Here is a 25,620-nt window from a genome sequence, read left to right on the forward strand (position 1 = left end):
CTACGATTTAGCAAAATCTCTTGAGTCAGACTTGTGATCAAGAGACAGCTAATTAGCGCCTTTTTGATTACTGTGTAATTGTTATAATTGCCATTCTCTGGCTATCAGCTCACTTGGTTTACTAGTTAGCCACTCTTGCGGGCGTAAGTAATACTGATATAGGTTAGCTTCTCGGCTACTTGGCTCTGGTTTATAGTTATATTCCCAGCGTGCAAGTGGTGGCATAGACATTAATATAGACTCAGTGCGCCCGCCACTTTGTAATCCAAATAAAGTGCCTCTATCCCATACTAAATTAAACTCAACGTAGCGTCCGCGACGATAAAGCTGAAAATCACGTTGTTGCTCTGTGTATTCGTCATTTTTACGACGTTCAATAATAGGTAAATAAGCATCTAAAAAGCCATTACCCACCGATTGCATAAACGCAAAGCTTTGCTCAAAACCAAGTTCGTTTAAATCGTCAAAAAACAAACCGCCTACTCCGCGAGTCTCATCTCTGTGCTTTAAATAAAAGTACTCGTCGCACCATGTTTTATATTTTGGATAAACTTCACTACCAAATGGCGCACAAATGTCGTGAGCAACTTGATGCCAATGCTGTACGTCTTCTAATACTGGATAAAAAGGAGTGAGATCAAATCCGCCACCAAACCACCATATTGGCTCTTCGCCTTCTTTTTCGGCTATAAAAAAGCGCACATTGGCATGACTTGTTGGTACATGAGGGTTTTTAGGATGAATAACTAACGACACACCACACGCATGAAAGCTGCGCCCTGCAAGCTCTGGCCTGTGTGCTGTTGCCGAACCTGGCATTGAAGCGCCAAACACATGTGAGTAATTAACCCCACCTTGCTCTATCACTGTGCCATTTGTGGTTACACGTGTGCGGCCACCACCGCCCTCTGCTCGTTGCCAGTTATCTTCTATAAATTTAGCACTGCCATCTGCAGCCTCCAAACCTTGGCAAATAGTGTCTTGCAAAGCCATAAAGTATACTTTTACTTGATCTAATAATTCGCTTTGCATATTAACCTCTAAATATTTTGCCAGTCATGGCGTCTTTTATCGTGCTTGGTTGAGTATTGCCACCTAATGGCTCATCAACGTAAAAGCCAACTTGTTCTGCAAATTGTGCTTTAGCTTGCTCAATACTAATGACCGTTTCTTGCCCTGTTAAGTTTGCACTCGTTGATACAAGCGGTTTGCCAAACTCTTGGCATAAACGTTTTACTGTTGGATGGTTAGTTACTCTTACTGCGATAGTATCAAACTGCCCAGTTAACCATTTGGGTGTATTTTTAGAAGCAGGCATAACCCACGTAATTGCAGCAGGCCAACTCGAAAATATATCAGCGCGTTTATCCATAGGTATTTTTGCATCATCTACGTATTTTAATAATTGTCCGTAGTTATCAGCAATTAAAATAAGCCCTTTTTCAACCGGGCGCTGCTTAATAGCTAATAGTGCCTCAACGGCTTGTTGATTATCTGGATCACAACCTAAACCATATACAGCTTCTGTTGGGTATAAAATAACTTCGCCTTGCGTTAAGCATGTTATTGCAGTGGGCGTATTTGAAAGGTCTGACAAAGTAGTCTCCAGATATAATTAAACGTTATTCAGTTGGGGTGAGCTTATGCATGCAGCTTTTTTGTGGGCATTGCAATAATGTGCCGTTTGCCATATTTCTCTCTATGACTATGGGCCAGTTACATTCAGGACACGGGTGTTCAACCGGTTTATTATTAAGTGTGTATTTACAACTTGGATAGCAATCACAAGAATAAAATACTTTACCAAATTTATTACTGCGCGCGACTAAATGACCTTTTTTGCATTTAGGGCAACTTGGCAAAGTGTCTTCGCTTTGTTTTTCTTCATTTTCGTTAGCAATGTAATGGCACTCTGGATAACCCGTACACCCAATAAACATACCGTAGCGCCCATTTTTAACCACCAGCGGTTTGCTGCACTGCGGGCATGCTGAATCTTCAAGAACTTTAATTTCGTTACTATCGTGATGTGCCAACGGCCTAATAAAATCGCATTTGGGATAACTTGCGCATCCTAAAAAAGGGCCTGATTTACTATTGCGGATCACTAACTCTGAACCACACTGTGGGCATATCTCGTATTCTTTTTCGAGGGCGTGCTTGTTCGCCGAGAAAAGCGAATGGTCGATTTTACTCATGGTGATCCTAATAGGTTAGTGAATTTTCGCCTAATATACCCAAACCACTTAAAGATACAAGCAATGCCGTGCTTATCCGTTTAAGTAATTTGAGTACAATTAAGATAATTATCTCTAATGAAGAAGTTCGCTGGGTTCATCAAAAATCAAATCTTCCATTTGCTCATATTCCTCTTCAGAGCCAGGAACATTAAACAAAATAATAAGTACAATCCATTTTAAATCTTCTAGGCTTATGGTTGGTTTATCTAGTGAGGCTAAACAGTCCATTACCATCTCACGAGTTACATTGTTAATTACGCCTATTTGCTCAATAAACATTAAAAAGCCACGACACTCAGCACTGAGCCTTTGGCATTCACTATCGGTAAATATACGCACAGCATCTTTAGGGTTAGTAATAAGATAAGGAGACTCGTCACTGTGTTGTAAATCGGCGAGTTGCTCTAACCAATCGAGTGCTTTAAATATCTCAGGCTTATTAAAGCCCGCGCGCAGTAGCTCATCGGTTAATTCATTTTGCTCTGCAAATATATCCGCTTCGCTATGAATGTAATTTTCAAAAAGATATAAAAGAATATCAAACATATTACCTTCCTGCGCTTAACTTAATATAACCATCTAGGACGCGCTCAATCTGATCGTCTAATTCTAAGTCGAGCAACCTAGCGAGCACTTTGTCTATTGGCCACTGTGCGCGACGTACAATGTCGTCTACGCTGGTGACTTCAAAGCCAATACTATTTAACACCTCGCATTGAGAATTTGCCTGAATAGGCTGCTCTTTGTTACATACATTATTGTCGTAAGTAAAACTCACCTCATCAAGAATGTCAGCCACGTTTTCTACCAGCTTAGCACCTTGCTTTATTAAAAAGTGACTTGCCTGCGCTAACGGATTTTTAATAGAACCCGGTACTGCAAATACCTCTTTATTTTGTTCAAGCGCGTAGCGTACTGTAATTAACGAACCACTTTTAATTTCAGCCTCAACAATAAGCACTCCCAACGATAACCCGGAAATAATACGATTTCGGCGCGGAAAGTTATGCGCATGAGCAGCTGCCCCTGGTAAAAACTCACTCACCAACAGACCGCTTTCTAAAACTTGGTCTGTTAATAGTTTATGGCGTTTAGGATAGTAAATATCAACCCCAGTACCAAGCACCGCTATGGTTTTACCCGTACCAGCAAGAGAGCCCTTATGTGCTGCTCCATCTATTCCCCGTGCCATACCTGAGGTAACTGTAATACCCGCTAAAGTTAACTCGTATGCAAATTCTGATGCTATTTCAAGCCCGGTAGGTGTGGCATTACGACTCCCTACAATTGCAATTTGTGGAGTAGATAATAACGAGACATCTCCCCTACAAAATAGTAATAAAGGTGCACTGGCAATCTGTCGGAGATCTTCTGGATAAAGCGCATCAAAAATACAGACAACGGTAATGCCCTGCTGCGCAATTAGTTGCTCATAATGGCTGACTTGTTGCCAATTGGTGTTGAGTAAATTACTCGCTTGATTAGCGGTTAATCCAAGCTGTAAAAGCTTGTCATGAGATAAGTCGAATAACGACCCAAGGGAATAGTTTGTAGATAGTGCTAAAAGGGTTTTGATACCCAACCCTTTACACATATAAAAGGCAAGCCAGTGGGCTAGCTTGCCAGATGACTGATCCATGCTCTCTCCTAGAGCACCGACTCGCTACTTCTTAATGAATAACTGCAATATCTCCAATGCGAATTGGGTGCTGGTTTTTAGTTATTAATGCATAACTTATTTTGTCATACACTTTAAAGACAATTAGCTCGCCAACTTTTTCTTTAGGCATAGTCCACGTTGTGCTCTCTTCGTCAGACTCACCACCAAATAATTGGCTCACATCAGATAAAAGCTTCTCGTATTTACTAGAATCTTCTGGATAACGAGGGCCACGAGGACCATCAATAACCGTTGGCGATTGACGTTCTAGATCTAATACATGACCCGCTTCTATGTTTTGTTCACTGCCTAAGTTTAGCACTACAACATCCATTGTGCTGAATTCTCTAACTTGTCGTGGGGAAGCAATAATATTCCCTGTTACAGGCTCAGAAGGACGGTGAATATTAAAGTACGCAGGAAGCATTTGACCTTCCATTGCCGGCATTAAAAAATCGCCTTGCTGAATTTCTCGTTTAACAGATTCAACACGTAATGACGAAGGCACGCCATTGTGTTCATCACCCGCTCTAAACGCACGTGCGATACCAACGTAAGATGCACGCGTTGCTAACACTTCACCGGTTAAATCGGTGTAAGGGTCACCTTTATGGTAAATGGCATATGCTTTATGTACTTGTAAGTCGCCTTTAACATATAAAATATGGCCTAACGTTTGTGTTTTAGTATTTTCGTTAGCACCTAAAATATAAGGTTTGCCTTTAATATCGTCACTGTTCATTGCTTGCTCGTAACTGATATAAGGTTTGATCATTTCAAGCGGCAAAGTAGTAATAGCATTACGCCCTTTTGGTGTAATACGACCCTGAGGAGATAGCTTTCTATATCCTTTATTAATCACTAAACGTGGGTTTCCATCTGCATCGTATATCAGCGCTAATGCATCACCGGGGTAAATTAGGTGCGGGTTGTCAATTTGTGGATTCATTTGCCAAAGTTCAGGCCATAGCCAAGGCTCATCTAAATAGATGCCAGAAATATCCCAAAGTGTATCGCCTTTTTTTACAACATACTGTTTTGGTGCATCTTTTTTTATTTTAAGCACGTCAGCAATTGCGGGAAACGCAGCACTTAACGTAAGCATGATTGCAAGTAATGGAGATTTCATTGAGCTTCCTTGTATTGTTTTTTCATTATTATTGCCCAAAACCTGTTAAAGGTGAACGCGAATGGCTAAAATAAGAGCATACAATACCCTAAATTAAGCACAAGTGAAAAAGGTAACTATGGCTAGGTTAGAAGTTTTAAGATTTCCAGATGAACGTTTACGTACTATAGCAAAAGATGTTGCACAAGTTGACGACACAGTACGCCAAATTGTAAAAGACATGCTAGAGACAATGTACGATGAAAATGGCATTGGACTTGCGGCCACGCAAGTAGATATTCATCAACGAATCGTTGTTATTGATGTATCAGAAGAGCGCGACGAGCCACTGGTATTAATTAATCCACAAATCATTAAAAAAGACGGCTCTACCGTTAGCGAAGAAGGCTGTTTATCAGTACCTAACTCGTATGCAAAAGTAGACCGCGCTGAAACAGTAACAGTCGCTGCACTTAACGAAAACGGTGAAGAGTTTGTACTAGATGCAGATGAATTACTGGCTATTTGTATTCAACACGAACTAGATCACCTTCAAGGTAAGCTGTTCATTGACTACTTATCTCCATTAAAGCGCCAACGTATTCGTAAAAAGCTTGAAAAAGAAGCTAAATTTGCAGATTAGTAATAAGTACCTTAGGAAAACTCAGTGACTCAACCATTACGCATTATATTTGCCGGTACGCCGGACTTTGCAGCACGTCATTTACAAGCGCTGATACAAAGCGAACACCAAATAGTGGGTGTATATAGCCAGCCAGATCGCCCTGCAGGTCGTGGTAAAAAATTAAAAGCCAGTGAAGTGAAAGCGCTAGCGCTTGAGCACAACTTACCTGTTTTTCAGCCACAGTCATTAAAAAATGATGAAGCACTAGCAGAGCTAACAAGCTTAAATGCCGACATTATGATTGTTGTAGCGTATGGCTTAATCTTACCTAAAGCTATATTAGAAGCCCCACGTTTGGGTTGTTTAAATGTGCATGGCTCTATATTACCGCGCTGGCGCGGTGCTGCACCTATTCAACGCGCAATTTGGGCAGGCGATGAGCAAACTGGCGTAACAATAATGCAAATGGATGAAGGGCTAGATACCGGCGATATGCTACATGTAAGCCGCTGCCCTATTAGCGCCACCGAAACCAGCGAAAGTTTATATACAAAACTTGCTGAGCTAGGCCCAGACGCGTTGATTGAAACCATTAATAAATTAGCGAATGGTGAGATCACCCCTGAACCTCAAAATGATGAACTTGCTAACTACGCTAAAAAGCTTTCTAAAGAGGAAGCGAATATCGACTGGTCAATGAGTGCGCTGCAAATTGAGCGAAACATTCGCTCTTTTAATCCATGGCCAGTGTGCTTTACCCAAATGGGTGGGCAAACAGTAAAAATTTATCAAGCGCAGGTTGTGCTGCAATCAGGTGATCCTGGGCAAATTTTATCAAGCGATAAAAATGGCGTAGTAGTGGCGTGCGGCGAACACGCTTTATGTATTACGCAATTACAGCCGCAAGGTAAAAAAACAATGGCAATTAACGACTTTTTAAATGGTCGTAGTGACTGGGTTACCCCTGGCACAATATTAGGCGAAAACAATGAGTAATGTTCCAAACGTACGAGCGCTGGCCGCTGAAACTTTATATAACGTAGTTGATAAAGGCGCATCGCTTAATCAAGAACTTCCATTTGCAAGCCAAGGCTTGCCGCCTAAAGATAAAGCGTTGCTACAGCAAATTTGTTATGGCGTTTTACGCTACTTACCGAGCCTTGAAAATTACTGCCAACACTTAGTAGAGCAGCCATTAAAAGGTAAACGTAGAATATTTCAGTTTTTATTATACGTAGGTATTTATCAACTGCAGCATATGCGCGTACCACCACATGCTGCAATTTCAGAAACTGTAAACGCACTGGCTCAACTGCGCGCTTTAGGATTAAAAGGGCTGATAAACGCCATTTTACGTAGTTTTCAGCGCCAACAAGCAGAGCTTGAAGAAAAAGCGAAGCTTATTCCGGTATGTTTATACAACCATCCAAATTGGTTTATTAAACAGGTGCAAACAGCCTACCCAGATAGCTGGGAAGCACTACTTGAAGAAAACCAGCAACAAGCGCCAATGTGGCTTCGTGTAAACCAAGCACAATTTAGCACGCAAGAATACAGCGAAATGCTTAGCGCTAACGATATTGAACACACCTTAAACCCTGACTTTATTGATGGGATTAAGCTTGCCAAACCACGTGATGTATTTTCGTTGCCTGAGTTTGATACAGGTGCATGTTCAGTACAAGATGCTGCAGCACAGTTGGCAGCCCGCTTTTTAGAACCTAAAGCAGATGACTATATTTTAGATGCCTGTGCAGCACCTGGCGGAAAAACGTGTCATATATTAGAGCTTGCTGATGCTGATGTACTTGCACTTGATAGCGACTCAACTCGCCTTGAACGCGTTAAGCAAAACTTAACTCGTATTGGCTTAGGTGCAGACCTACAATGTGGCGACGCATCACAACCACATACTTGGTGGGACGAAAAATTATTTGATCGTATTTTGCTTGATGTGCCTTGTTCAGCCACTGGCGTAATTCGCCGTCACCCTGATATAAAATGGTTACGTCGCGCATCAGATATCGAAGACTTATCTAAGTTACAAAACGATATTCTTGATAGCATTTGGCCACTGTTAAAACCAGGTGGCACATTGGTATATGCTACGTGTTCGGTTCTTCCACAAGAAAACCAACAGCAAGTTGCTAAGTTTTTAGCTAATAACGATGATGTAGAACATATACCTCTACACGAAAATGATACCGTAACAACTCCAGGTTTGCAGTTACTGCCCGGTGAAAGTGATGGATTTTATTACGCTAAGCTAGTTAAAAAAGCCTAATAGCCGTACACTAAATAGTTAGCCATTTATGAAACATTAAATGGCTATTTTTTTAATTAAATTATGATCAATACCACGGGTAAATAATGAAAATAATTATACTCGGTGCCGGGCAAGTTGGTGCTACGCTTGCTGAAAACTTAGTTGGCGAACAAAACGAAATTACCGTTGTTGATATAGACGGTAACCGATTACGTGAACTTCAAGATAAGTACGACTTACAAGGGGTTATGGGCCACAGCGCGCACCCTGATGTATTACGCCGTGCAGGCGCTGAAGATGCCGATATGATTATAGCGGTAACCAGTTCAGATGAAGTGAACATGGTTGCATGCCAAGTGGCGTACAGTATTTTTAAAACGCCCACTAAAATTGCCCGCATTCGCTCAGAGCAATATTTAAAATACCGCGAAAAACTATTTCAAAACGATGATTTACCAATCGATCATTACATTGCTCCCGAAGCACTGGTCACTAAGTATATTCGCCGTCTAATTGACTACCCTGGTGCTCTGCAAGTATTGCAGTTTGCTGATGGCATGCTCTCGTTAGTAGCCGTAAAAGCTTACTATGGGGGTTTATTAGTAGGTTATGCGTTATCTGCACTTAAAGAACATATTCCTAATGTAGAAACTCGTGTTGCCGCTATTTATCGTCAAGGTAAAGCAATCAAACCACTGGGTACCACCGTTATTGAAGCCGATGACGAAGTATTCTTTATTGCCGCTACAAAACATATACGCGCAGTAATGAACGAGCTACAAAAACTTGAGCGTTCGTACAAAAAAATTATGATAGCTGGTGGCGGTAACATTGGGGCAGGCCTTGCCCGCTCACTTGAAAAAAACCACACCGTTAAACTAATTGAACGCAGTAAAGAACGTGCCGAGCAACTCTCAGAAATGCTCGATAACACGGTCGTTTTTTGTGGTGACGCATCTGATCAAGAACTGCTCTCAGAAGAACATATTGAACAAGTCGATGTATTTATTGCTGTAACCAACGACGATGAAGCAAACATTATGTCGGCCATGCTTGCAAAACGTATGGGCGCACAAAAAACCATGGTACTTATTCAACGTGGAGCTTACGTTGATTTGGTACAAGGCGGCGAAATAGACATTGCCATATCGCCACAACAAGCAACTATATCAGCGTTATTAACGCACGTACGCCGTGGTGATATTGTTAACGTGTATTCACTGCGTAAAGGCGCAGCAGAAGCCATTGAAGCGGTTGCTCATGGTGATGAAAACACATCTAAAGTGGTTGGTCGTGCGATTGCCGACATAAAACTTCCTGCAGGTACAACCATTGGGGCAATAGTACGTAATGACGATGTGCTGATAGCTCACGATGATACAATTATTATGTCGGGCGATCATGTCATCATGTTTTTAATCGACAAAAAACACATTACCGTTGTAGAAAAACTATTCCAAGTAAGTGCTATATTCCTTTAACTAGTTACTCTAATTAGTTAATTTAATACACAAAAAAGCCGCTGACTAAGGCGGCTTTAATGGAGTATGCTTAAATATTGATTACTGTACTTTTGAAAACTCTTCTTTAGAGATTTCACCATTACCATCAGTATCCAAATCATCAAAAATCTTTACAAGCTGAGGGTTAACCTTTGCTTCTTCCATTGTAATAGCACCGTTACCGTCTGCATCAAAAGAGGCAAAATCTACTGCTGCATATGCTGCTGATGAAGATGCTAAAACGATAACTGCAAGTGTTGTATTTAATGTTTTCATAATAATATTCCTAGTAATATGGGAAGTCCTTTTCAAAGATCCCTGACTGTGAAAAATGTTTAATCTGAAAAGATTAATTAGTAATTAGTAATTAGTAATTAGTAATTAGCGAATTCTTCTTTAGAAAGCTCGCCGCTACCGTCGGTATCTAGCTCAATAAATTCAGCCATTAAATCAGTATCGACTGCCGCTTCGCTTGGGCTAATTGTGCCGCTACCATCGATATCAAGACTGTCAAAATCTGATGCTGCAAATGCAGCGGAAGAAGATGCTAGTACTATAAGTGCTAATGCTTTATTTAAATGTTTCATAACTTAATCCTTCAATGTTCTATCAAAAAAATTGCTTCGTTTAACTTAAAACGTAATTTTTCACTTCCTTGTTATCCTCTTTCGTAAGCTCCCTTGCCTACTTAGGTGTCTTTGGCAACTCAGGATAAATACTTTTTAATTAAGCTTCTGAAAATTCTTCTTTTGATAACTCACCATTTTGGTCAGTATCAAGCTCAGAAAACATGCTCATTAGCTTTGCATCTACTGATGCTTCTGCTTGGCTAATTGTGCCACTGCCGTCTACATCCAGTGTGTCAAAATCTGTTGCAGCAAAAGCGGCTGAAGAAGATGCAATAGCGATAAGTGCTAAAGTTTTATTAATGCTTTTCATAATATGTATCCTTCAAATTTATGTGTGTGCGATTAAGTATTTCACTTTGAATCACGATTTCGTTCAGTACACTTAGACTATTACAACTTAGATGCCAACATTTAAAAGCTATTAATTTTCAATGAGTTAAATATAAAACGTACAACAAGAAGGCATTTTTAGAATAGTTATTGTTGCCCTTTAGCAACACGTTTTAAATGGTCTACATTAAAACCTTTAAAAACATATAGTTATGTTTATATAAAAAGATACATTTTTAAATGTATGGTTTTAAAAGGAGGGATTTAAAAGAATAATTGAGATAAATTTTAACGAGGTAGCTTTAATAACAAAAATAAGCTGTAAAAAATAATACGTAATCAGTTGTTTTATTTAAATAATAATTTTAATTATGAAAGAGAAAAAAAACATTTTATAAATACTGACGTAAAATGCCTTTTTGTTGCAAATAAGCGAAAAGCTACTTATTCAACGGTAGGCTCAAGCGCAGAAGGGTCTATAAAATGCTCTTTCATAAAGGCTTTCATTTCATCCTCGCTTGCTAGTAACTTAATTCCACAGTACACACCGGCGGCATGCTCTTTAACACTGCAAATTTCACCTTCAAAATCTTTATCACTGCTATTAAGTACGACAGTGCATTGCATATCTTTAATACTTTCAACTTGCTGATCGCCTCTAATATCAAACATTACACCAGTGAGTGAAATGTCTTTAATAAGGCCTTCAAGTACCCTATCGTCACTTAGCTTTAGCTTTGCAGGTAATAAGGTAGGTATGCGTGTTTGTGAGCGTAGCGCAAATAACTGCACTTGCTTTGGAAAGTTTATAAACACGAGTTTAGCGGGATGAGAGGCTACCGACATAATTTGCTGGCGAAACGCAATAACTTGCCCACCACTACCTTCAATAAGCGCTCTTACAACAACCATTACGCCATCACGTAAATAGTCACTCGCCACAGGTAAACGCTTTGCATTGGGATAATTTAAAATAATAAACTGTTTATCGAGTAAACCAACTAATTCAGTTTTAACACGCTTACTGCTTGTAGGTGTTAATATTTCTAGGTCGACTAAGCTGCCTACACTTATATGCTTTAGCTTTTCTAAATTTGTTGGCATATCCCTTTCCCAATAGTTCGTAATTTAAAACTTAAGCCGCTCGTTTATCCACGCCAAAATGTAGGCGTAAATAACACTAATAAAGTAAATATTTCTAAACGACCAAACACCATTGCAATGGTAAGCAACCATTTAGCACCATCGGTTATAGCGCCATAATGCGATGCTACATCCCCCAGACCTGGACCTAAGTTATTTAAACAAGCCGCAGTGGCTGAGAACGCAGTTATGTTATCCATACCCGTGCCCATAAGCGCTAGCATAATAATAATAAACACTAATGCATACGCAGAGAAAAACCCCCACACAGCTTCTACTACTTTGTCTGGCAACGCCTTTCGACCCAGCTTGATTGAATATATAGCCCGTGGGTGCACCAAACGATTAAGCTCACGCACACCCTGCAAGTACAGTAAGAACACGCGCACTACTTTCATACCACCACCAGTAGAACCCGCACAGCCACCAATAAAGCTCGAAAATATAAGTAAAATAGGTAAAAACAAAGGCCATGTTGAAAAGTTATCAGTAGCAAAGCCTGCTGTTGTACTCATAGAAACAGCCTGAAATAACGCCTGATCGAGGGTTTCATCGCCATTAGCAAATATTTCGTTAGAGGAAAGTACGGTAAAACAAATAACCACCAGCGCTAATTGAATACACAAAAACACCTTAAACTCAGGGTCTCGAATATAAACTTGTATGTTACGACTGGCTACTGCAGCGTAGTGCAGGGAGAAGTTAACAGCGGCAATAATTAAAAAGAACACACAAATAAAGTTAATTACAGGGCTGTCAAAGTGCCCCATGGAAGCATCGTAAGTAGAAAAACCACCTATCGCGACCGTTGAGAATGCATGACATATCGCATCAAACCACTCCATCCCGGCTGCCCAATAAGCCAGCATACAAGCAATAGTCAGTGACACATAAATATACCAAAGGTGCTTTGCTGTATCGGCAATTCGCGGGGTCATTTTGGAATCTTTTACAGGCCCAGGTATTTCAGCGCGATATAACTGCATACCACCAACACCTAGCATGGGGAGTATAGCGACAGCGAGTACGATTATACCCATACCGCCAAACCACTGGAGTTGCTGGCGATAAAACAACACCGACTTGGGTAAGTACTCAATACCGGTAAGTACTGTAGCGCCGGTGGTTGTTAAGCCAGAGAATGCTTCAAACACCGCATCGGCGAGCGATAAATTAGGTTCTTGTAAAAATATAAGCGGCAAGGACGCAAACGCCCCAAGTACCAGCCAAAACAAAACAACAATTAAAAAGCCTTCACGTGCTTTTAAGTCACCGTTTTCATGGCGGTTTGGGTAATAAGCCATCATGCCAATAACAACACTAAAGATAAATGCTAAAACAAAAGGAACACCACCACCGTCTTTATATATTAAAGACACCAGTGCCGGAGGCACCATGGTAATACTAAACAGCGCAACAAGTTGGCCAAGAATTTTTATGATGGTACGAAATTGCATTTAGCTTGTCGCTTTTATTATTAGTAAATTCAGGCTGAGTAGTATCAACCAAATTAAATAGGGTCAGTATGCATTACATGCAATTTGTGTAGGTTATTACTCTTTAATAGTTAACTCAACTGCGCCGTGACTTAAATCAAAAATATCTTTGATTGCTTGCTGAGCTTCGCGGCTATCTATTGTAATCACCCATTCAATATTAGCAGTAAATTGCTTATCAATATTAAGCACTTGATACTTTGTTTTTAATAACTGCTCAATCGCACCTTGCATGCTGTACTCACTACTCCCAGTAATTTCAACACTGGGAACTTTAAGTACCGTTTGCAATTTTACTAATGCATTATTTAATGAGCCACCATAAGCACGTACTAACCCGCCCGTGCCTAATTTTATGCCGCCAAAGTAACGTGTAACAACAGCTGTGATTTCGCCAAGGCCTGAACCCACCAGCACATTTAACATAGGTTTTCCTGCAGTGCCATTTGGTTCACCATCGTCCGAAAAACCATAAACATGGCTGCCACCGGGGTTGCCTGCCACATGTGCCCAGCAGTTATGACGCGCATCGCTATACTTTTCTTCAATGCTTTTAATAAATGCTTTAGCTGAATTTAAATCGGGGGTATGTGCAATGTGAACTATAAACGTACTTTTTTTAATTTCTTCTTGATGAAAAACGTCAGCAGCGGGATATTTATATTCAGACATATTTTAAACTTGTAAAAAGGGGGCCAAAAGGCCCCTTTAAATAATGTACGTATTTTAACGTGTATAAACTAATTAGTGTTAACTAGAATTAATCGAGCGCTAAATCTCGTGTCATATTCTCTAAGCTATCTTCGTGAACAATAATGTTATCTTCAATACGAATACCGCCAAATGGTTTAAATGACTCAACCTTTTCCCAATTAATAAATTGCTTATTATCGGTTTGCGCTAAATCACCAAGCAGTGAATCAATAAAATATAAACCTGGTTCAATGGTAAACACTTGGTTTTTTTCAATCAGGCGAGTACAACGCAAGAACGGATGCCCTTCAGGCGATGGCTGATGTGTGCCCTTTTCGTCACTCATAAAACCACCCATATCATGCACTTGTAAACCTAGGTGATGCCCTAGTCCATGCGGGAAGAAAGTAGAGGTAATTTTACGCTCAACAATTTCCTCAGCGGGTAGGTTAACAATTTTAAAGTCATTGAGTATTTGTGCAATACGGTTATGGCATTCAACGTGTAAATCACCATAAAGCATACCCGGCTTTAAACCTTTACCTAACTCGATTTGTTGAACCGTCATCGCTTGTACAAGCTCAGCAAACTCACCCTGCTTTTTAAAATCATACGTACGAGTAATATCAGCGGCATAACCATTAAAGTTTGCACCAGCATCAATTAAAAATGAGTTATGAGTGTGTGGCGCTTTTGGATCAAAGTGCGTGTAATGCAAAATAGCGCAGTTTTCGTTAAGTGCAACAATGTTGCCGTACGGCATTTCATTTTCGCTTTGACGTGTTGCCATTAAGTACGCTTGCTGAATATCGAACTCGCTACCACCATTAAAAAATGTGTCGCGTGCGGCTTTATGCCCATCTACTGCAATGCGGTTAGCGTTGCGTAAACATTCAAGTTCGTACTGCGTTTTATAAGCGCGATGGTAATGAAAATAGTTAAGTACAGGCTCAGGGTTCATAATACTAAAACCAAGTGCTTGCGCTACTTCAATATATTCGCCCATGTAAGCGTATTTAGCTTTGTCGTATGGTAATAACTTTTCAACTTGATCAGGCTGAAGTAATAGCTCTATATCAAAGTACTCAGCCCAAAAGTCACGAGGCTCGTCTGGTACTTTATGCCAAAAATCTACCGGACGATAAAATATTAGTTTTGGTTTGTCGCTGCCATTTACCACAATCCAGCAATGAGGATTATCAATAACCGGTAACCACGCTTTAAACTGTGGATTAACTTTAAATGGATAATACATATCATCTAAAAACTGGCGCTTAGCTTGGCCTGAATGAATTACTAATCCTTCTAACCCTTCGCTATTACAAATTGTACGAGTACGCTGTTGCAGTGTTGCAATATGTTCGGCGTATAAAACGGCTAATTTATCCATTGTTAATCCATCTGTTAAATTTAACTTGCTCTGAGTCTACCACTTAAACACTAAGCGCTCAAAAAAGGGGGATATTTAACATGTAAACATCCCCCTTATTAATACCTATCGTGTTAAGTTATTGGTCGATTGGTATCATATATTCAACCGCCCATTTTCATTTCGAGTAGCGGCGCTAATACATTACCTTCTCGGCCCATTCTTGTATGGTAAACCTGCCTGTACGCAAATACATTTTTTACGTAATCGCGGGTTTCGCGATACGGAATAAGCTCTACCCATAACTCAGCCGGAATAGCGTCATCAGGTAACCAACGCTTTATACGGTGATAACCCGCATTATAAGAAGCTGTTGCCAGCACCTCATTGCCATGGTTTTTCTTTTTTAAGTACTGTAAGTAACTCGTACCCAACCTAATATTTGTTTTAGGTTGATATAAACGACTACTTGTCACACTGCCTTTATTTACATACTCAGCAGTACTAGGTAATAACTGCATTAAACCACGTGCATTAGCATGCGAGCGTGCATCTGGCGCAAAAGAGCTTTCGCGCCTTGCGATAGCAATACTCCAGGCAACATCTATCTTGCTACGTTTACTGTAGCGCTCAAAAACATCTTGAAACGCAAACGGAAAACGTTGCTCTACGTTATCCCACGCTTTAATTTTTGCTAAAGTAAAAATAGTACTGTCGTGCCAACCTAAATCGGTAGATAGTTGTGATGCTGCTAGCTTTTCTTCATCGCTAGACGTATCCGTTAAATAATTCCACTCACGGCGCGCCGACGTAAAGCGCTCAATATCATAAAGTGCTTTTGCACGCTTAAAGCCAGGTGCATTACTTACTTTATCTACAAGCACCTTATCGACTGCTAAAGGTTGATTATTTAAATCAACGGGCAAACCTAAACGTGCTGCTGCTAAAAAGCCGTAATAATCACGATTAGCCGCTACTTTTTTCCAAATATCGTCTGCTTTTTGTTGCTCGCCACGTTTAGCATAGCTATAAGCTAACCAATATTGCTGGCCAAGGCTTAAATCCTCTTTTCCTGTAAAAAACGCAGCAATCCCTTCCCAATCTTGGGTTTTGAGCATATTGCCCAGTTGCCATTGAATAAGCTTGCTGTCTAATCGCTCTTTCGGCACTTTATTTAGCCAAAAGCTCGCTTGCTTATGCCCGCTTGAAGCAAGTGACAACGCAAAGGTGTAATACACGTCAGCTTTATCTTCATCACTATACTTAAATATTTTTTCTAGTTTTTCCCATGCTTTTAAAGCAAGCTCTTTATCGCGCCAAACCAAACGCTTAACACCATAAATTGCTATTTGGCCTTCTTTAGCCGACTTGTTTTTATATCGATATAATCCAGCTGCCGTGCTTGGATCTTTTCGCACTTTTAAATATAAGTCAGCTAAGTAACGATCCTTACTTGGCAATAAAGTTTTTAAGTAAGGTAATAAGCTTTGCGTCCCGCCTTGTGCAGCAAGTGTTACACGCTTCCAAACCGTTTCTTCTTTCATGTAGCCTTTTTTACGCCACGTAGAAAACAAACTATCACAGCCATTAGGTTGCGATTTACCAACGGCCCATAAGTCGGTCACCTGATTTAGAATCGCCTTTTCAGGCGCGCCCAAGTCGAGCTGAAAATCTAAATAAGTACAGGTAAGCCCAGTATTAGAAGTTTCACGGTAGTTGCGTATATACGCCGCTTTTTCATTGTTCTCTTTTAAATACTCCAACCACGCTTTGCGCACCGGCCACTCAAGCGGTGTATGCTGATATATATTTAAATAGTCTTCTATCTCTGCCTGATGCTTAATACTCGGGTGACGTTGCCAATATGTTTTTTCAACATACGGTTTTAACGGATGATTTAGGTTACTAACCGCTTGTTTAAAGTCTTGGTAACTTCCATACCTTACTTTTTTTTCGGCATCTAAAAAGGCATCGTTATCGATACTTGCCTCGGCAGAGTGAAGAGGGAAAATGAATGCAGCTGCCGCAACACTTAGTAAATATTTTTTCATAATGTCCTTTAATAAAAATTAAAGTAGTGAATAAAAACTTTTCAACCACCTTAGCACCAAACCAGCTATATTTTAACCAGTCGATTGTAACCGAGTTAAATTTTTCGTTGCATTTTTAATTTAAAGCAAGCACACTGATTGAAATGCAAACTCATCGTACCAGTCTTAGTTCGTCAACTAGGGAGAATAATAATGTTATATAAAAGCGATTCCTTTGAAGTTAGCTTCCTAAAGGAAAACATCGCCGAGTTTAAGTTTTGTGTTGCAGGTTCTGTAAACACATTATCTCAAAAAACTCTTTCAGATTGCGCAGCAGCATTAAAAGAATTAGCTGCCAATACTGATATCAAAGGCATGATTTTTACCAGTGATAAAGACCACTTTATTATTGGTGCCGATATCTTCGAATTTTTACCTACATTTACTAAACCTGAAGAAGAATTAGTAGTGTGGATCAAAAACGCAACCGACGTTTTTGATGCAATCGAAGATTTACCATTCCCAACTCTAAGCGCTATAAACGGTATGGCACTTGGCGGTGGTTGTGAGTGGGCACTTGCTACCGATTATCGTGTGGCAAGCGAAACAGCTAAAATGGGCCTACCAGAAGTTAAACTTGGCATAATGCCTGGTTTTGGTGGCACAGTGCGCTTACCACGTATCATTGGCGCCGATAACGCGATGATGTGGATTACCTCAGGCGCAGAAAACCGCGCAGCAGATGCCCTTAAAGTAGGTGCGTTTGACGCGGTAGTTAGTGCTGACAAACTTTTAGAGTCAAGTGTATCAACACTTGAGCTGGCGATTGCTGGCAAGCTAGATTGGCAAGCAAAACGTAACGTAAAACTACAGCCACTTAAATTAAACCGTGTTGAGCAAGGCATGAGCTTTGCTATGGCAGAAGGTATGGTAATGGGTAAAACCAAAGGCCACTATCCTGCACCGGTTATGGCTGTACGTACTATTAAAGCAGCGGCAAACTGTACTCGCGATGAAGCAATGGCAATCGAAAACGCTAACTTTGCTAAATTAGCACGTACACCTGAAGCAGCTGCACAGACAGGTATATTCCTAGCTGACCAATACATTAAAGGTAAAGCACGTAAATTTGCTAAACAAAGCGATGTAGAAATTAAACAAGCCGCTGTATTAGGTGCTGGTATTATGGGTGGCGGTATTGCATACCAGTCTGCTTATAAAGGCACACCTATTATAATGAAAGACATCCAACAAGATGCGCTTGATTTAGGTATGGGTGAAGCGTCTAAGTTATTAGGCGCAAAAGTTAAGCGTGGCCACATGCCAATGGAAAAAATGTTGGCAACACTTAGCAAAATTAAGCCAACACTTAACGCGTCAGACCTACAAAGTGCCAACATTATTGTTGAAGCCGTTGTAGAAAACCCTAAAGTTAAGCAAGCAGTACTCGCTGATCTTGAAAAGACCATGCCAGAAGGTACGGTACTTACTTCAAACACATCAACTATTTGTATTGATTTATTAGCAGAAGCACTCGATAAACCAGAAAACTTCTGTGGTATGCACTTTTTCAATCCAGTGCCCAAAATGCCATTAGTAGAAATTATCCGTGGTGCTAAAACGTCAGATAAAACAATTAATGCAGTAGTCGATTACGCGCTTAAATTAGGTAAATCGCCAATTGTTGTTAATGATTGCCCAGGCTTCTTTGTAAACCGTGTTTTATTCCCTTACTTTGCAGGTTTTAGCAAATTAGTGGTTGAAGGCGCTAACTTTGCAAAAGTAGATAAAGTAATGGAAAACGTATTTGGCTGGCCTATGGGTCCGGCTTACCTACTTGATGTTGTAGGTATTGATACAGCGTTCCATTGTACTGGCGTAATGGCCGACGGTTTCCCTGAACGTATGGCGCGTGCTGATAAAGACCCTGTGACTATTTTTGCCAACGAAAAACGTTTTGGTCAAAAGAACAAAGCCGGTTTTTACAAATACGAAACAGATCGTCGCGGTCGTCTTAAAAAGTCTCATGACGAGACAGCAGTTGAGCTACTAAGCCCAATTACAGACGCACCAAAAGAATTTGATAAACAAGAAATCATCGACCGTTGTATGATTCCAATGATCAACGAAGTGCTACTGTGTTTGCAAGAAGGCATTGTTGCCTCTGCGCAAGAAGCAGATATGGCATTAGTTTACGGTGTTGGTTTCCCTCCATTTAGAGGCGGCGCGTTCCGTTACTTAGATCAAACTGGTTTAGCTAACTTTGTTGCAGCAGCAGACAAATACGCTCACCTAGGTGCGATTTACCAAGTATCTGAGCAAACTCGCAAGTGGGCCGAAGAAGGTCGTGTTTTCTATAAGGTGGAAGGTTAATATCATGAATAATCCAGTAATTGTAGATTGTATCCGCACACCAATGGGTCGCTCTAAAAGTGGTGTATTCAAACATAAACGTGCTGAAGACTTAAGCGCACATTTAATGAAAGGCTTACTTGATCGCAACCCAGCAGTTGATCCAGCATCAATTGACGATATTTATTGGGGTTGTGTACAGCAAACATTAGAGCAAGGTTTTAACGTAGCACGTAACGCAGCATTACTTGCCGGTATCCCACACAGCGTACCAGCTGTAACGGTTAACCGTTTATGTGGCTCGTCTATGCAAGCATTGCATGACGCAGCACGCGCAATAATGACAGGCGCTGGCGACACTTACCTAATTGGTGGTGTTGAGCACATGGGTCACGTACCTATGACTCACGGCAACGACTTTCACCCAGGCCTTGCAACAACGATTGCACAAGCATCGGGCTCAATGGGTTTAACAGCAGAATACCTTGCAACGCTTCATGGCATTAGCCGTGAGCAACAAGATGAATTTGCTTACCGCTCACATCAACGTGCACAAGCGGCAACTGTTGAAGGCCGTTTTCGTCGCGAAATTTTAGCAATGGAAGGTCACGCAGCAGATGGTTCTCTTATATTAGTTGAAGACGACGAAGTAATTCGCCCAGAAACAACAGTAGAAGGCCTATCAAAGCTTCGCCCTGTATTTAATCCTGCATCGGGCACGGTAACAGCCGGTACGTCTTCTGCACTTTCTGACGGCGCATCTGCAATGTTAGTAATGAGCGAAGAAAAAGCAAAAGAACTTGGCTTACCAATTCGTGCGCGCATTAAAGCAATGGCAGTCGCTGGTTGCGATCCATCAATTATGGGTTACGGCCCAGTACCAGCAAGTAAAAAAGCACTTGCTCAAGCCGGTATTACAATTGATGACCTAGGCGTAGTAGAACTTAACGAAGCCTTTGCAGCACAATCATTACCTGTAATGAAAGATTTAGGGTTAATGGATGTTGTTGACGAAAAAGTGAATTTAAATGGCGGCGCAATCGCACTTGGTCACCCTCTGGGTTGTTCGGGTTCGCGTATTAGCACATCGCTTATTCACTTAATGGAAGACAAAAATGTACGATACGGTTTAGCAACTATGTGTATTGGTTTAGGCCAAGGCATTGCCACTGTATTTGAACGTGTTCAAGACTAATTAGTTTTAAACATGTAAAACCATCTTGGTGATTAAAAAGGCGGACTGATTTTATTCAGTTCGCCTTTTTTATTAGCTTTAATTAAGTGAAAACGACCCTTTATCAAACAAGCATGTAACAGCGTAATTATGTGATCGGGCGTATTATTAAATAAAGTCTTTTGCAGCAATAAAGTTTCAAATAATATGGGCATATTAAGATAAGTAAAATAGTTAAATTACACTTAAAATTGCGTTAAACTCCCAAACTTATTAATTGCTATACCTAAGCACTCGCGTACACAGCAATCACTTTAATTAAACAGGCCAATTTATTATGAGCTTTGATAATCCCGATCACCAATTAGATGCCATAGGCCTTCGCTGCCCAGAGCCAGTAATGATGGTACGTGCTGCTATTCGTAAAATGAGTGATGGTGAAACGTTATTAATAACTGCTGATGACCCGTCAACAACTCGCGACATTCCGAGTTTTTGTACGTTTATGGATCACACGCTGGTGGCTAAAGATGCAGAAGAAGCACCGTATAGATATGTGGTTAAGAAAGGGCTTTAAAATAACGTAGGTTGGGTTGAGTTTTACGAAACCCAACGTATCTTATAATAATCGAAATAATTTCACTCATCGTATATATCGTTTAACTTATTATCACTCCCTCAATTACTCGGTAATTTTGAATCTTTGACATATCGATGAAAACTCGAAAAAGGCCAATTACTGACTTTAGAAACATATTTATGTTTCACAGGGTTGTAGTGGATATAATTAATATGGTTATTTAAGTCTTCTTCATCTCTAATTTTATGCTCCCAATAACGGCGCTGCCAAATTCCACGCTCTCCCTTCGCTATTCGACTTTTATTACAAAATTCTGTTGCTGGAAGCTCTCGAGAAAAGCCTGATTTTATAAGCCGCCAACGCATTGCGTAATTATTATCGCCTTTTGGTAATTGCCAAATAACATGAAGGTGATCAGGCATGATAACGATTGCAATCGTCTTTATTGGATGCTTTTTTGCCACCTTTGAATACACACGACGTAATAACTCTATATTTTCCACGAGTAAATGCTGAGATCTATCTTCTAAATTTACCGTAAAAAAATAACATGCGCCCGCCTCTAACATACGTTTATAACGCATATTTTTACCTATAAAATAAACAGATAAATAAGAGTATAGATTAGTTTTGTTAATTGTAATCAAGGCAAGTTTAAGTCAAACTTATCCATGATATTGTTGCATACTTATAAAACTAGTTTCTGGCGTAGGTTGGGTTGAGTTTTACGAAACCCAACGTATTTAATAACCACCAAAATAGTTTTATGCGCCACACATGTTGGGTTTCGTTTCACTCTACCCAACCTACGAACCCCCCTTGGTGTTAATGTTGAATAAACACTACAACGTCCTTGTCACAAATCCATTAATTCACTCGGGCTGCTTTAAAAATACAGCTATCACTTCTTCGTTATCGTCACTTGTGGCTTGTCGTAGTCACTGTAATCAATACTTACTATGTATGTGCCTTTGATTGCTGGTGTGAAACTAAAGTAGTTATAAATAGTATTACAGTCTGCGATAGCTGGCTGGCCGAGTGTTAGGCTTTGTCCTGCTGGTTGTGCATCGCTGTAACCACAGTTGTAGCCTTCACTAAAATCGGCATCGGCTATTTTAAATTCGTACACTTTACCAGACGTACTAAATTTAACTTGCGCTTGATAAAGCGCGGGTCCAACTGGCCCAAACTGATACTGGGGTTCTGCATCCCACAGTGTAAAGTCGCCACGTAAGTAAATTGTGCGGTCAAGCTCTTGCTGTGGCAATACATCGTTAATCGAAATTTGGCTTGTACAGGCAGTAAGTAAACCAGCAATTGCTAAAGTTAAAATTCGTTTCATAGAAATCATCAATGGGGTTTCCTTTGCATACAGTGAAAACTAAAAAGCCAGCAAAACGCTGGCTTTCAAAATTGCTAATCGGTGTTATTTTTGTAAAACAGAAATATCTGCAATACCTAAAAACAATCCGCTTAACTGGCTTAGCAGCGCAAGACGATTTTGCTTAACAGCTTCATCGTCGGCCATAACCATTACGTTGTCAAAAAAGTTATCAACACTTTCGCGAATACCTGCCAATTGGCTTAATGCTTCTTGGTAGTTTCCATCTGCGTAAAGTGGTGCAAGGTCAGTGGCAAATTTTGCTACTTGTGATGCTAATACTTTTTCAGCGTCGTCGCTTAATAAGCTCTCATCAACACTACCTTGGCTGGTAATGTCGTTTTTAGCCAGAATATTACCTACACGCTTATTAGCTGCTGCAAGCGCTTCTGCTGCGTCTAATGTACGGAAGTGGCTTACGGCTTTAACACGGCGATCAAAATCAACAGGTTTAGTCGGACGACGTGCAAGCACTGCTTGAATTACGTCTACTTCAATACCTTCGTCTTGATACCAAGCACGGAAGCGCCCTAGCATAAATTCAAATACGTCAGTTGATACATTTAAGTTAGTTAACTTGTCGCCAAACAATGTTTGCGATTTAGCTACTAGGTCTAAAATATCAAGTGGTAGTTCTTTTTCTACCATAATGCGAAGTGCACCAATAGCAGCACGACGAAGAGCAAATGGGTCTTTGTCACCTTTAGGTGCCTGGCCTATACCAAAAATACCCACCAGCGTATCAAACTTATCAGCAATAGCTACTGCACAGCTAATTAAATTTGTAGGTAAGTTGTCGCCTGCAAAGCGTGGCATGTACTGCTCGTTTTGCGCTACGGCTACATCTTCGGCTTCACCATCGTGGCGAGCGTAATGCATTCCCATTACACCTTGCACGTCGGTAAATTCCATTACCATTTCAGTCATTAGGTCAGTTTTACTTAATAAGCCTGCACGCTGTGCTAGTACTTTATCAGCACCTAATTGCTCAGCAATGTAACCCGCAAGTTCACTAATACGCTGAGACTTATCTTTAAGCGTACCAAGTTGCTTTTGGAACAATACGCTATCAAGCGATTCTAATCGGCTTTCTAGAGTTTTCTTTTTATCTGTTTCAAAGAAGAACTGTGCATCGGCTAAACGCGGGCGCACTACTTTTTCGTTACCAGAAATAACCACACTTGGATCTTTACTTTCTATGTTAGATACAAACAAAAATTTATTTAAAAGTTTGCCGTTTTGATCTAATAACGGGAAGTATTTTTGATCGTCTTTCATGGTATAGATTAACGCTTCGGCTGGTACATCTAAAAATGCTTCTTCAAATGTTGCCGTTAAAGTAACTGGCCACTCTACAAGTGATGTTACTTCTTCTAGTAAATCTTCATCCATAGCAACAATAGCGTTAACTGCTTTTGCAGCTTCTTCTATTTGTGTACGAATTTGCGCTTTACGTTGTTCGTAATCAGCAATAACGTAGGCAGATTTAAGTACGTCAAAAACGTCATCTGCATGGTTTATACTAATTTTTTCTGGGTGGTGAAAACGATGACCCTGAAGCTGGTTAGTTATTTTCTTACCAAGGATCTCACCTTCAAGTAACTCATCACCAAACAAAATAGTTACCGTATGCACAGGACGAATAAATTGTGTTTTATTCGCGCCCCAACGCATTGGTTTAGGAATTGGTAATTTAGCCAACGCTTTAGTAATTGCACCTGTCATTAGCGTTTTAGTTTCTTGCCCTGCTACTTTAGCAATGTGCAATAACCATGCGCCTTTGTCTGTTTCGAGTGTTTGTGCATCTTTTACTTCAATACCACAACCACGTGCCCAACCCATTGCTGCTTTTGTTGGGTTACCGTCACCGTCAAATGCAGCTTTAGTTGCTGGGCCGCGTTTTTCAACTTCTTTGTCTTGTTGCTTAGCTTCAAGCGCTTTTACTTGTAAACCTAAACGACGAGGCGATGCATACCAGCTTACGCCTTGATGTGCTAACTCTAGTGTTTCTAGCTCTGCAGTTAAGTTTGCAGCAAAAGCTTCTGCTAATTTACGCAGCGCTTTTGGTGGCAACTCTTCTGTGCCAATTTCTACTAATAAATTTTGTGCTGACATACTTACTTATCCTTACACAGCGGGAAACCAAGTGCTTCGCGTTTGTCATAGTAACTTTGTGCACACGCTTTTGATAACGCACGAACGCGTAAAATATAACGTTGACGTTCGGTTACCGAAATTGCGTGGCGTGCGTCTAGTAAGTTAAATGCGTGCGATGCTTTCATTACTTGCTCGTAAGCCGGTAGTGGTAAGTTTGCTTCAATTAACTTTTGGCTCTCTGCTTCACATTTATCAAACTGAGCAAATAAGTCTTCTACGTTTGCGTGTTCAAAATTGTAAGTAGACTGCTCTACTTCATTTTGATGGAACACGTCGCCGTAGGTTACGCGCCCTAGTGGACCGTCTGCCCATACTAAGTCGTAAATACTATCTACGCCTTGAATGTACATTGCTAAACGCTCTAGGCCGTAAGTGATCTCACCCGTTACTGGTGAACACTCAATACCACCAACTTGTTGGAAGTAGGTAAACTGCGTTACTTCCATGCCGTTTAACCAAATTTCCCAACCTAGGCCCCACGCACCTAACGTAGGTGATTCCCAGTTGTCTTCTACAAAGCGAACTTCGTGAGTTAGTGTATCGATACCCATAGCCGCTAAAGAGCCTAAATAAAGCTCTTGGATGTTATCTGGCGATGGCTTTAAAACTACCTGAAATTGGTAGTAGTGTTGTAAGCGATTTGGATTTTCACCGTAGCGACCATCGGTAGGACGACGACACGGTTGCACGTATGCACTCGCCATTGGCTCTGGACCAATAGACTTTAAAAAAGTTTGCGGGTGAAATGTCCCTGCGCCCACTTCCATATCAAGTGGTTGAATAATGACACAGCCTTGCTGCGCCCAATAATCCTGTAAAGCCAGGATCAAACCTTGAAAGGTTTTTACGTCATATTTTTGCATATTTGGCTTTTTACTATCTAAG

25 protein-coding genes are annotated in these 25,620 nt (G+C 40.6%); 7 read left to right on the top strand and 18 right to left on the bottom strand.

Translation table 11 applies throughout. From position 1 onward, the window contains the following. Positions 1–81 precede the first annotated feature (81 nt). The 6 genes from hemF to GQR38_RS17960 form a co-directional block, all read right to left on the bottom strand. Complete coding sequence (gene hemF, locus GQR38_RS17935; RefSeq protein ID WP_165722839.1) at positions 82–1,032, bottom strand: oxygen-dependent coproporphyrinogen oxidase; 951 nt, start codon at positions 1,030–1,032, stop codon at positions 82–84. A 1-nt stretch (position 1,033) separates the two neighbouring features. Beyond that, entirely contained in the window at positions 1,034–1,597 is a 564-nt protein-coding gene (locus GQR38_RS17940) for an L-threonylcarbamoyladenylate synthase (RefSeq protein ID WP_004335153.1), read from the bottom strand. A gap of 25 nt (positions 1,598–1,622) precedes the next feature. After that, positions 1,623–2,198, bottom strand: coding sequence for a topoisomerase DNA-binding C4 zinc finger domain-containing protein (locus GQR38_RS17945; protein WP_010555162.1), 576 nt, complete (start codon positions 2,196–2,198; stop codon positions 1,623–1,625). 114 nt (positions 2,199–2,312) lie between these two features. Next, on the bottom strand, positions 2,313–2,786 hold the full coding sequence (locus GQR38_RS17950; RefSeq protein ID WP_165722840.1) for a DUF494 family protein: 474 nt from the start codon (positions 2,784–2,786) through the stop codon (positions 2,313–2,315). Between the two features lies 1 nt (position 2,787). After that, entirely contained in the window at positions 2,788–3,879 is a 1,092-nt protein-coding gene (gene dprA, locus GQR38_RS17955; RefSeq protein WP_024591289.1) for a DNA-processing protein DprA, read from the bottom strand. Positions 3,880–3,910: 31 nt separating this feature from the next. After that, positions 3,911–5,029 carry a LysM peptidoglycan-binding domain-containing protein gene (locus tag GQR38_RS17960; protein WP_007584165.1) on the bottom strand — a complete coding sequence of 373 codons (1,119 nt, stop codon included), beginning with the start codon at positions 5,027–5,029 and terminating at the stop codon, positions 3,911–3,913. Between the two features lie 118 nt (positions 5,030–5,147). Here GQR38_RS17960 and def point away from each other — a divergent pair, with 118 nt between their 5' ends. The 4 genes from def to trkA all read left to right on the top strand — a co-directional run bounded on the left by def (position 5,148) and on the right by trkA (position 9,380). Next, the gene (gene def, locus GQR38_RS17965) at positions 5,148–5,651 is read left to right on the top strand and encodes a peptide deformylase (RefSeq protein ID WP_007584168.1); all 504 of its coding nucleotides are present in this window, start codon (positions 5,148–5,150) and stop codon (positions 5,649–5,651) included. A 24-nt stretch (positions 5,652–5,675) separates the two neighbouring features. Continuing rightward, a complete protein-coding gene (gene fmt / locus GQR38_RS17970) occupies positions 5,676–6,629 on the top strand; it encodes a methionyl-tRNA formyltransferase (protein WP_165722841.1) in 954 nt (317 codons plus the stop codon). Continuing rightward, a complete protein-coding gene (rsmB, locus tag GQR38_RS17975; RefSeq protein WP_007584175.1) occupies positions 6,622–7,917 on the top strand; it encodes a 16S rRNA (cytosine(967)-C(5))-methyltransferase RsmB in 1,296 nt (431 codons plus the stop codon). Before fmt ends, rsmB begins: the two co-directional genes overlap by 8 nt. Positions 7,918–8,003: 86 nt before the next feature. Continuing rightward, entirely contained in the window at positions 8,004–9,380 is a 1,377-nt protein-coding gene (trkA, locus tag GQR38_RS17980) for a Trk system potassium transporter TrkA (RefSeq protein WP_004335170.1), read from the top strand. An 81-nt stretch (positions 9,381–9,461) separates the two neighbouring features. Here the strand turns inward: trkA and GQR38_RS17985 are convergent, their stop codons facing one another. The 8 genes from GQR38_RS17985 to GQR38_RS18020 form a co-directional block, all read right to left on the bottom strand. After that, positions 9,462–9,677, bottom strand: a complete 216-nt coding sequence (locus GQR38_RS17985; protein ID WP_007584177.1) for an EF-hand domain-containing protein — start codon at positions 9,675–9,677, stop codon at positions 9,462–9,464. Between the two features lie 98 nt (positions 9,678–9,775). Continuing rightward, on the bottom strand, positions 9,776–9,988 hold the full coding sequence (locus tag GQR38_RS17990; RefSeq protein WP_004335174.1) for a calmodulin: 213 nt from the start codon (positions 9,986–9,988) through the stop codon (positions 9,776–9,778). Between the two features lie 139 nt (positions 9,989–10,127). Further along, positions 10,128–10,340: an EF-hand domain-containing protein gene (locus GQR38_RS17995; protein ID WP_004335175.1), complete on the bottom strand. Its 213-nt coding sequence runs from the start codon at positions 10,338–10,340 to the stop codon at positions 10,128–10,130. Between the two features lie 464 nt (positions 10,341–10,804). Next, positions 10,805–11,464, bottom strand: coding sequence for a flagellar brake protein (locus GQR38_RS18000; RefSeq protein ID WP_165722842.1), 660 nt, complete (start codon positions 11,462–11,464; stop codon positions 10,805–10,807). Between the two features lie 44 nt (positions 11,465–11,508). Continuing rightward, positions 11,509–12,960 (bottom strand): TrkH family potassium uptake protein, encoded by a 1,452-nt coding sequence (locus tag GQR38_RS18005; RefSeq protein ID WP_007584186.1) that lies wholly within the window; start codon positions 12,958–12,960, stop codon positions 11,509–11,511. 96 nt (positions 12,961–13,056) lie between these two features. Continuing rightward, positions 13,057–13,671, bottom strand: coding sequence for a YigZ family protein (locus GQR38_RS18010; protein ID WP_007377640.1), 615 nt, complete (start codon positions 13,669–13,671; stop codon positions 13,057–13,059). An 88-nt stretch (positions 13,672–13,759) separates the two neighbouring features. Further along, positions 13,760–15,082: a Xaa-Pro dipeptidase gene (gene pepQ, locus GQR38_RS18015; RefSeq protein ID WP_165722843.1), complete on the bottom strand. Its 1,323-nt coding sequence runs from the start codon at positions 15,080–15,082 to the stop codon at positions 13,760–13,762. 143 nt (positions 15,083–15,225) lie between these two features. Next, positions 15,226–17,112: a transglycosylase SLT domain-containing protein gene (locus GQR38_RS18020; RefSeq protein ID WP_007584188.1), complete on the bottom strand. Its 1,887-nt coding sequence runs from the start codon at positions 17,110–17,112 to the stop codon at positions 15,226–15,228. 192 nt (positions 17,113–17,304) lie between these two features. Here GQR38_RS18020 and fadB point away from each other — a divergent pair, with 192 nt between their 5' ends. From fadB to tusA, 3 genes are all read left to right on the top strand, one after another. Then, a complete protein-coding gene (gene fadB, locus GQR38_RS18025; RefSeq protein WP_165722844.1) occupies positions 17,305–19,464 on the top strand; it encodes a fatty acid oxidation complex subunit alpha FadB in 2,160 nt (719 codons plus the stop codon). 4 nt (positions 19,465–19,468) lie between these two features. After that, positions 19,469–20,638: an acetyl-CoA C-acyltransferase FadA gene (gene fadA, locus GQR38_RS18030; protein ID WP_007584192.1), complete on the top strand. Its 1,170-nt coding sequence runs from the start codon at positions 19,469–19,471 to the stop codon at positions 20,636–20,638. 316 nt (positions 20,639–20,954) lie between these two features. Further along, a complete protein-coding gene (tusA, locus tag GQR38_RS18035) occupies positions 20,955–21,194 on the top strand; it encodes a sulfurtransferase TusA (RefSeq protein WP_007377644.1) in 240 nt (79 codons plus the stop codon). A 101-nt stretch (positions 21,195–21,295) separates the two neighbouring features. Here tusA and GQR38_RS18040 read toward each other — a convergent pair whose 3' ends face one another. The 4 genes from GQR38_RS18040 to glyQ form a co-directional block, all read right to left on the bottom strand. Continuing rightward, positions 21,296–21,781, bottom strand: a complete 486-nt coding sequence (locus tag GQR38_RS18040; RefSeq protein ID WP_101163030.1) for a transposase — start codon at positions 21,779–21,781, stop codon at positions 21,296–21,298. A 317-nt stretch (positions 21,782–22,098) separates the two neighbouring features. Continuing rightward, on the bottom strand, positions 22,099–22,548 hold the full coding sequence (locus GQR38_RS18045) for a hypothetical protein (RefSeq protein ID WP_165722845.1): 450 nt from the start codon (positions 22,546–22,548) through the stop codon (positions 22,099–22,101). Positions 22,549–22,623: 75 nt separating this feature from the next. Beyond that, positions 22,624–24,693: a glycine--tRNA ligase subunit beta gene (gene glyS, locus GQR38_RS18050; protein WP_165722846.1), complete on the bottom strand. Its 2,070-nt coding sequence runs from the start codon at positions 24,691–24,693 to the stop codon at positions 22,624–22,626. 2 nt (positions 24,694–24,695) lie between these two features. Beyond that, entirely contained in the window at positions 24,696–25,598 is a 903-nt protein-coding gene (gene glyQ / locus GQR38_RS18055) for a glycine--tRNA ligase subunit alpha (RefSeq protein WP_007584197.1), read from the bottom strand. Positions 25,599–25,620 lie beyond the last annotated feature (22 nt).

It is taken from the genome of Pseudoalteromonas sp. c7(2019) (assembly GCF_011378625.1).
Lineage (GTDB): Bacteria > Pseudomonadota > Gammaproteobacteria > Enterobacterales > Alteromonadaceae > Pseudoalteromonas > Pseudoalteromonas arctica.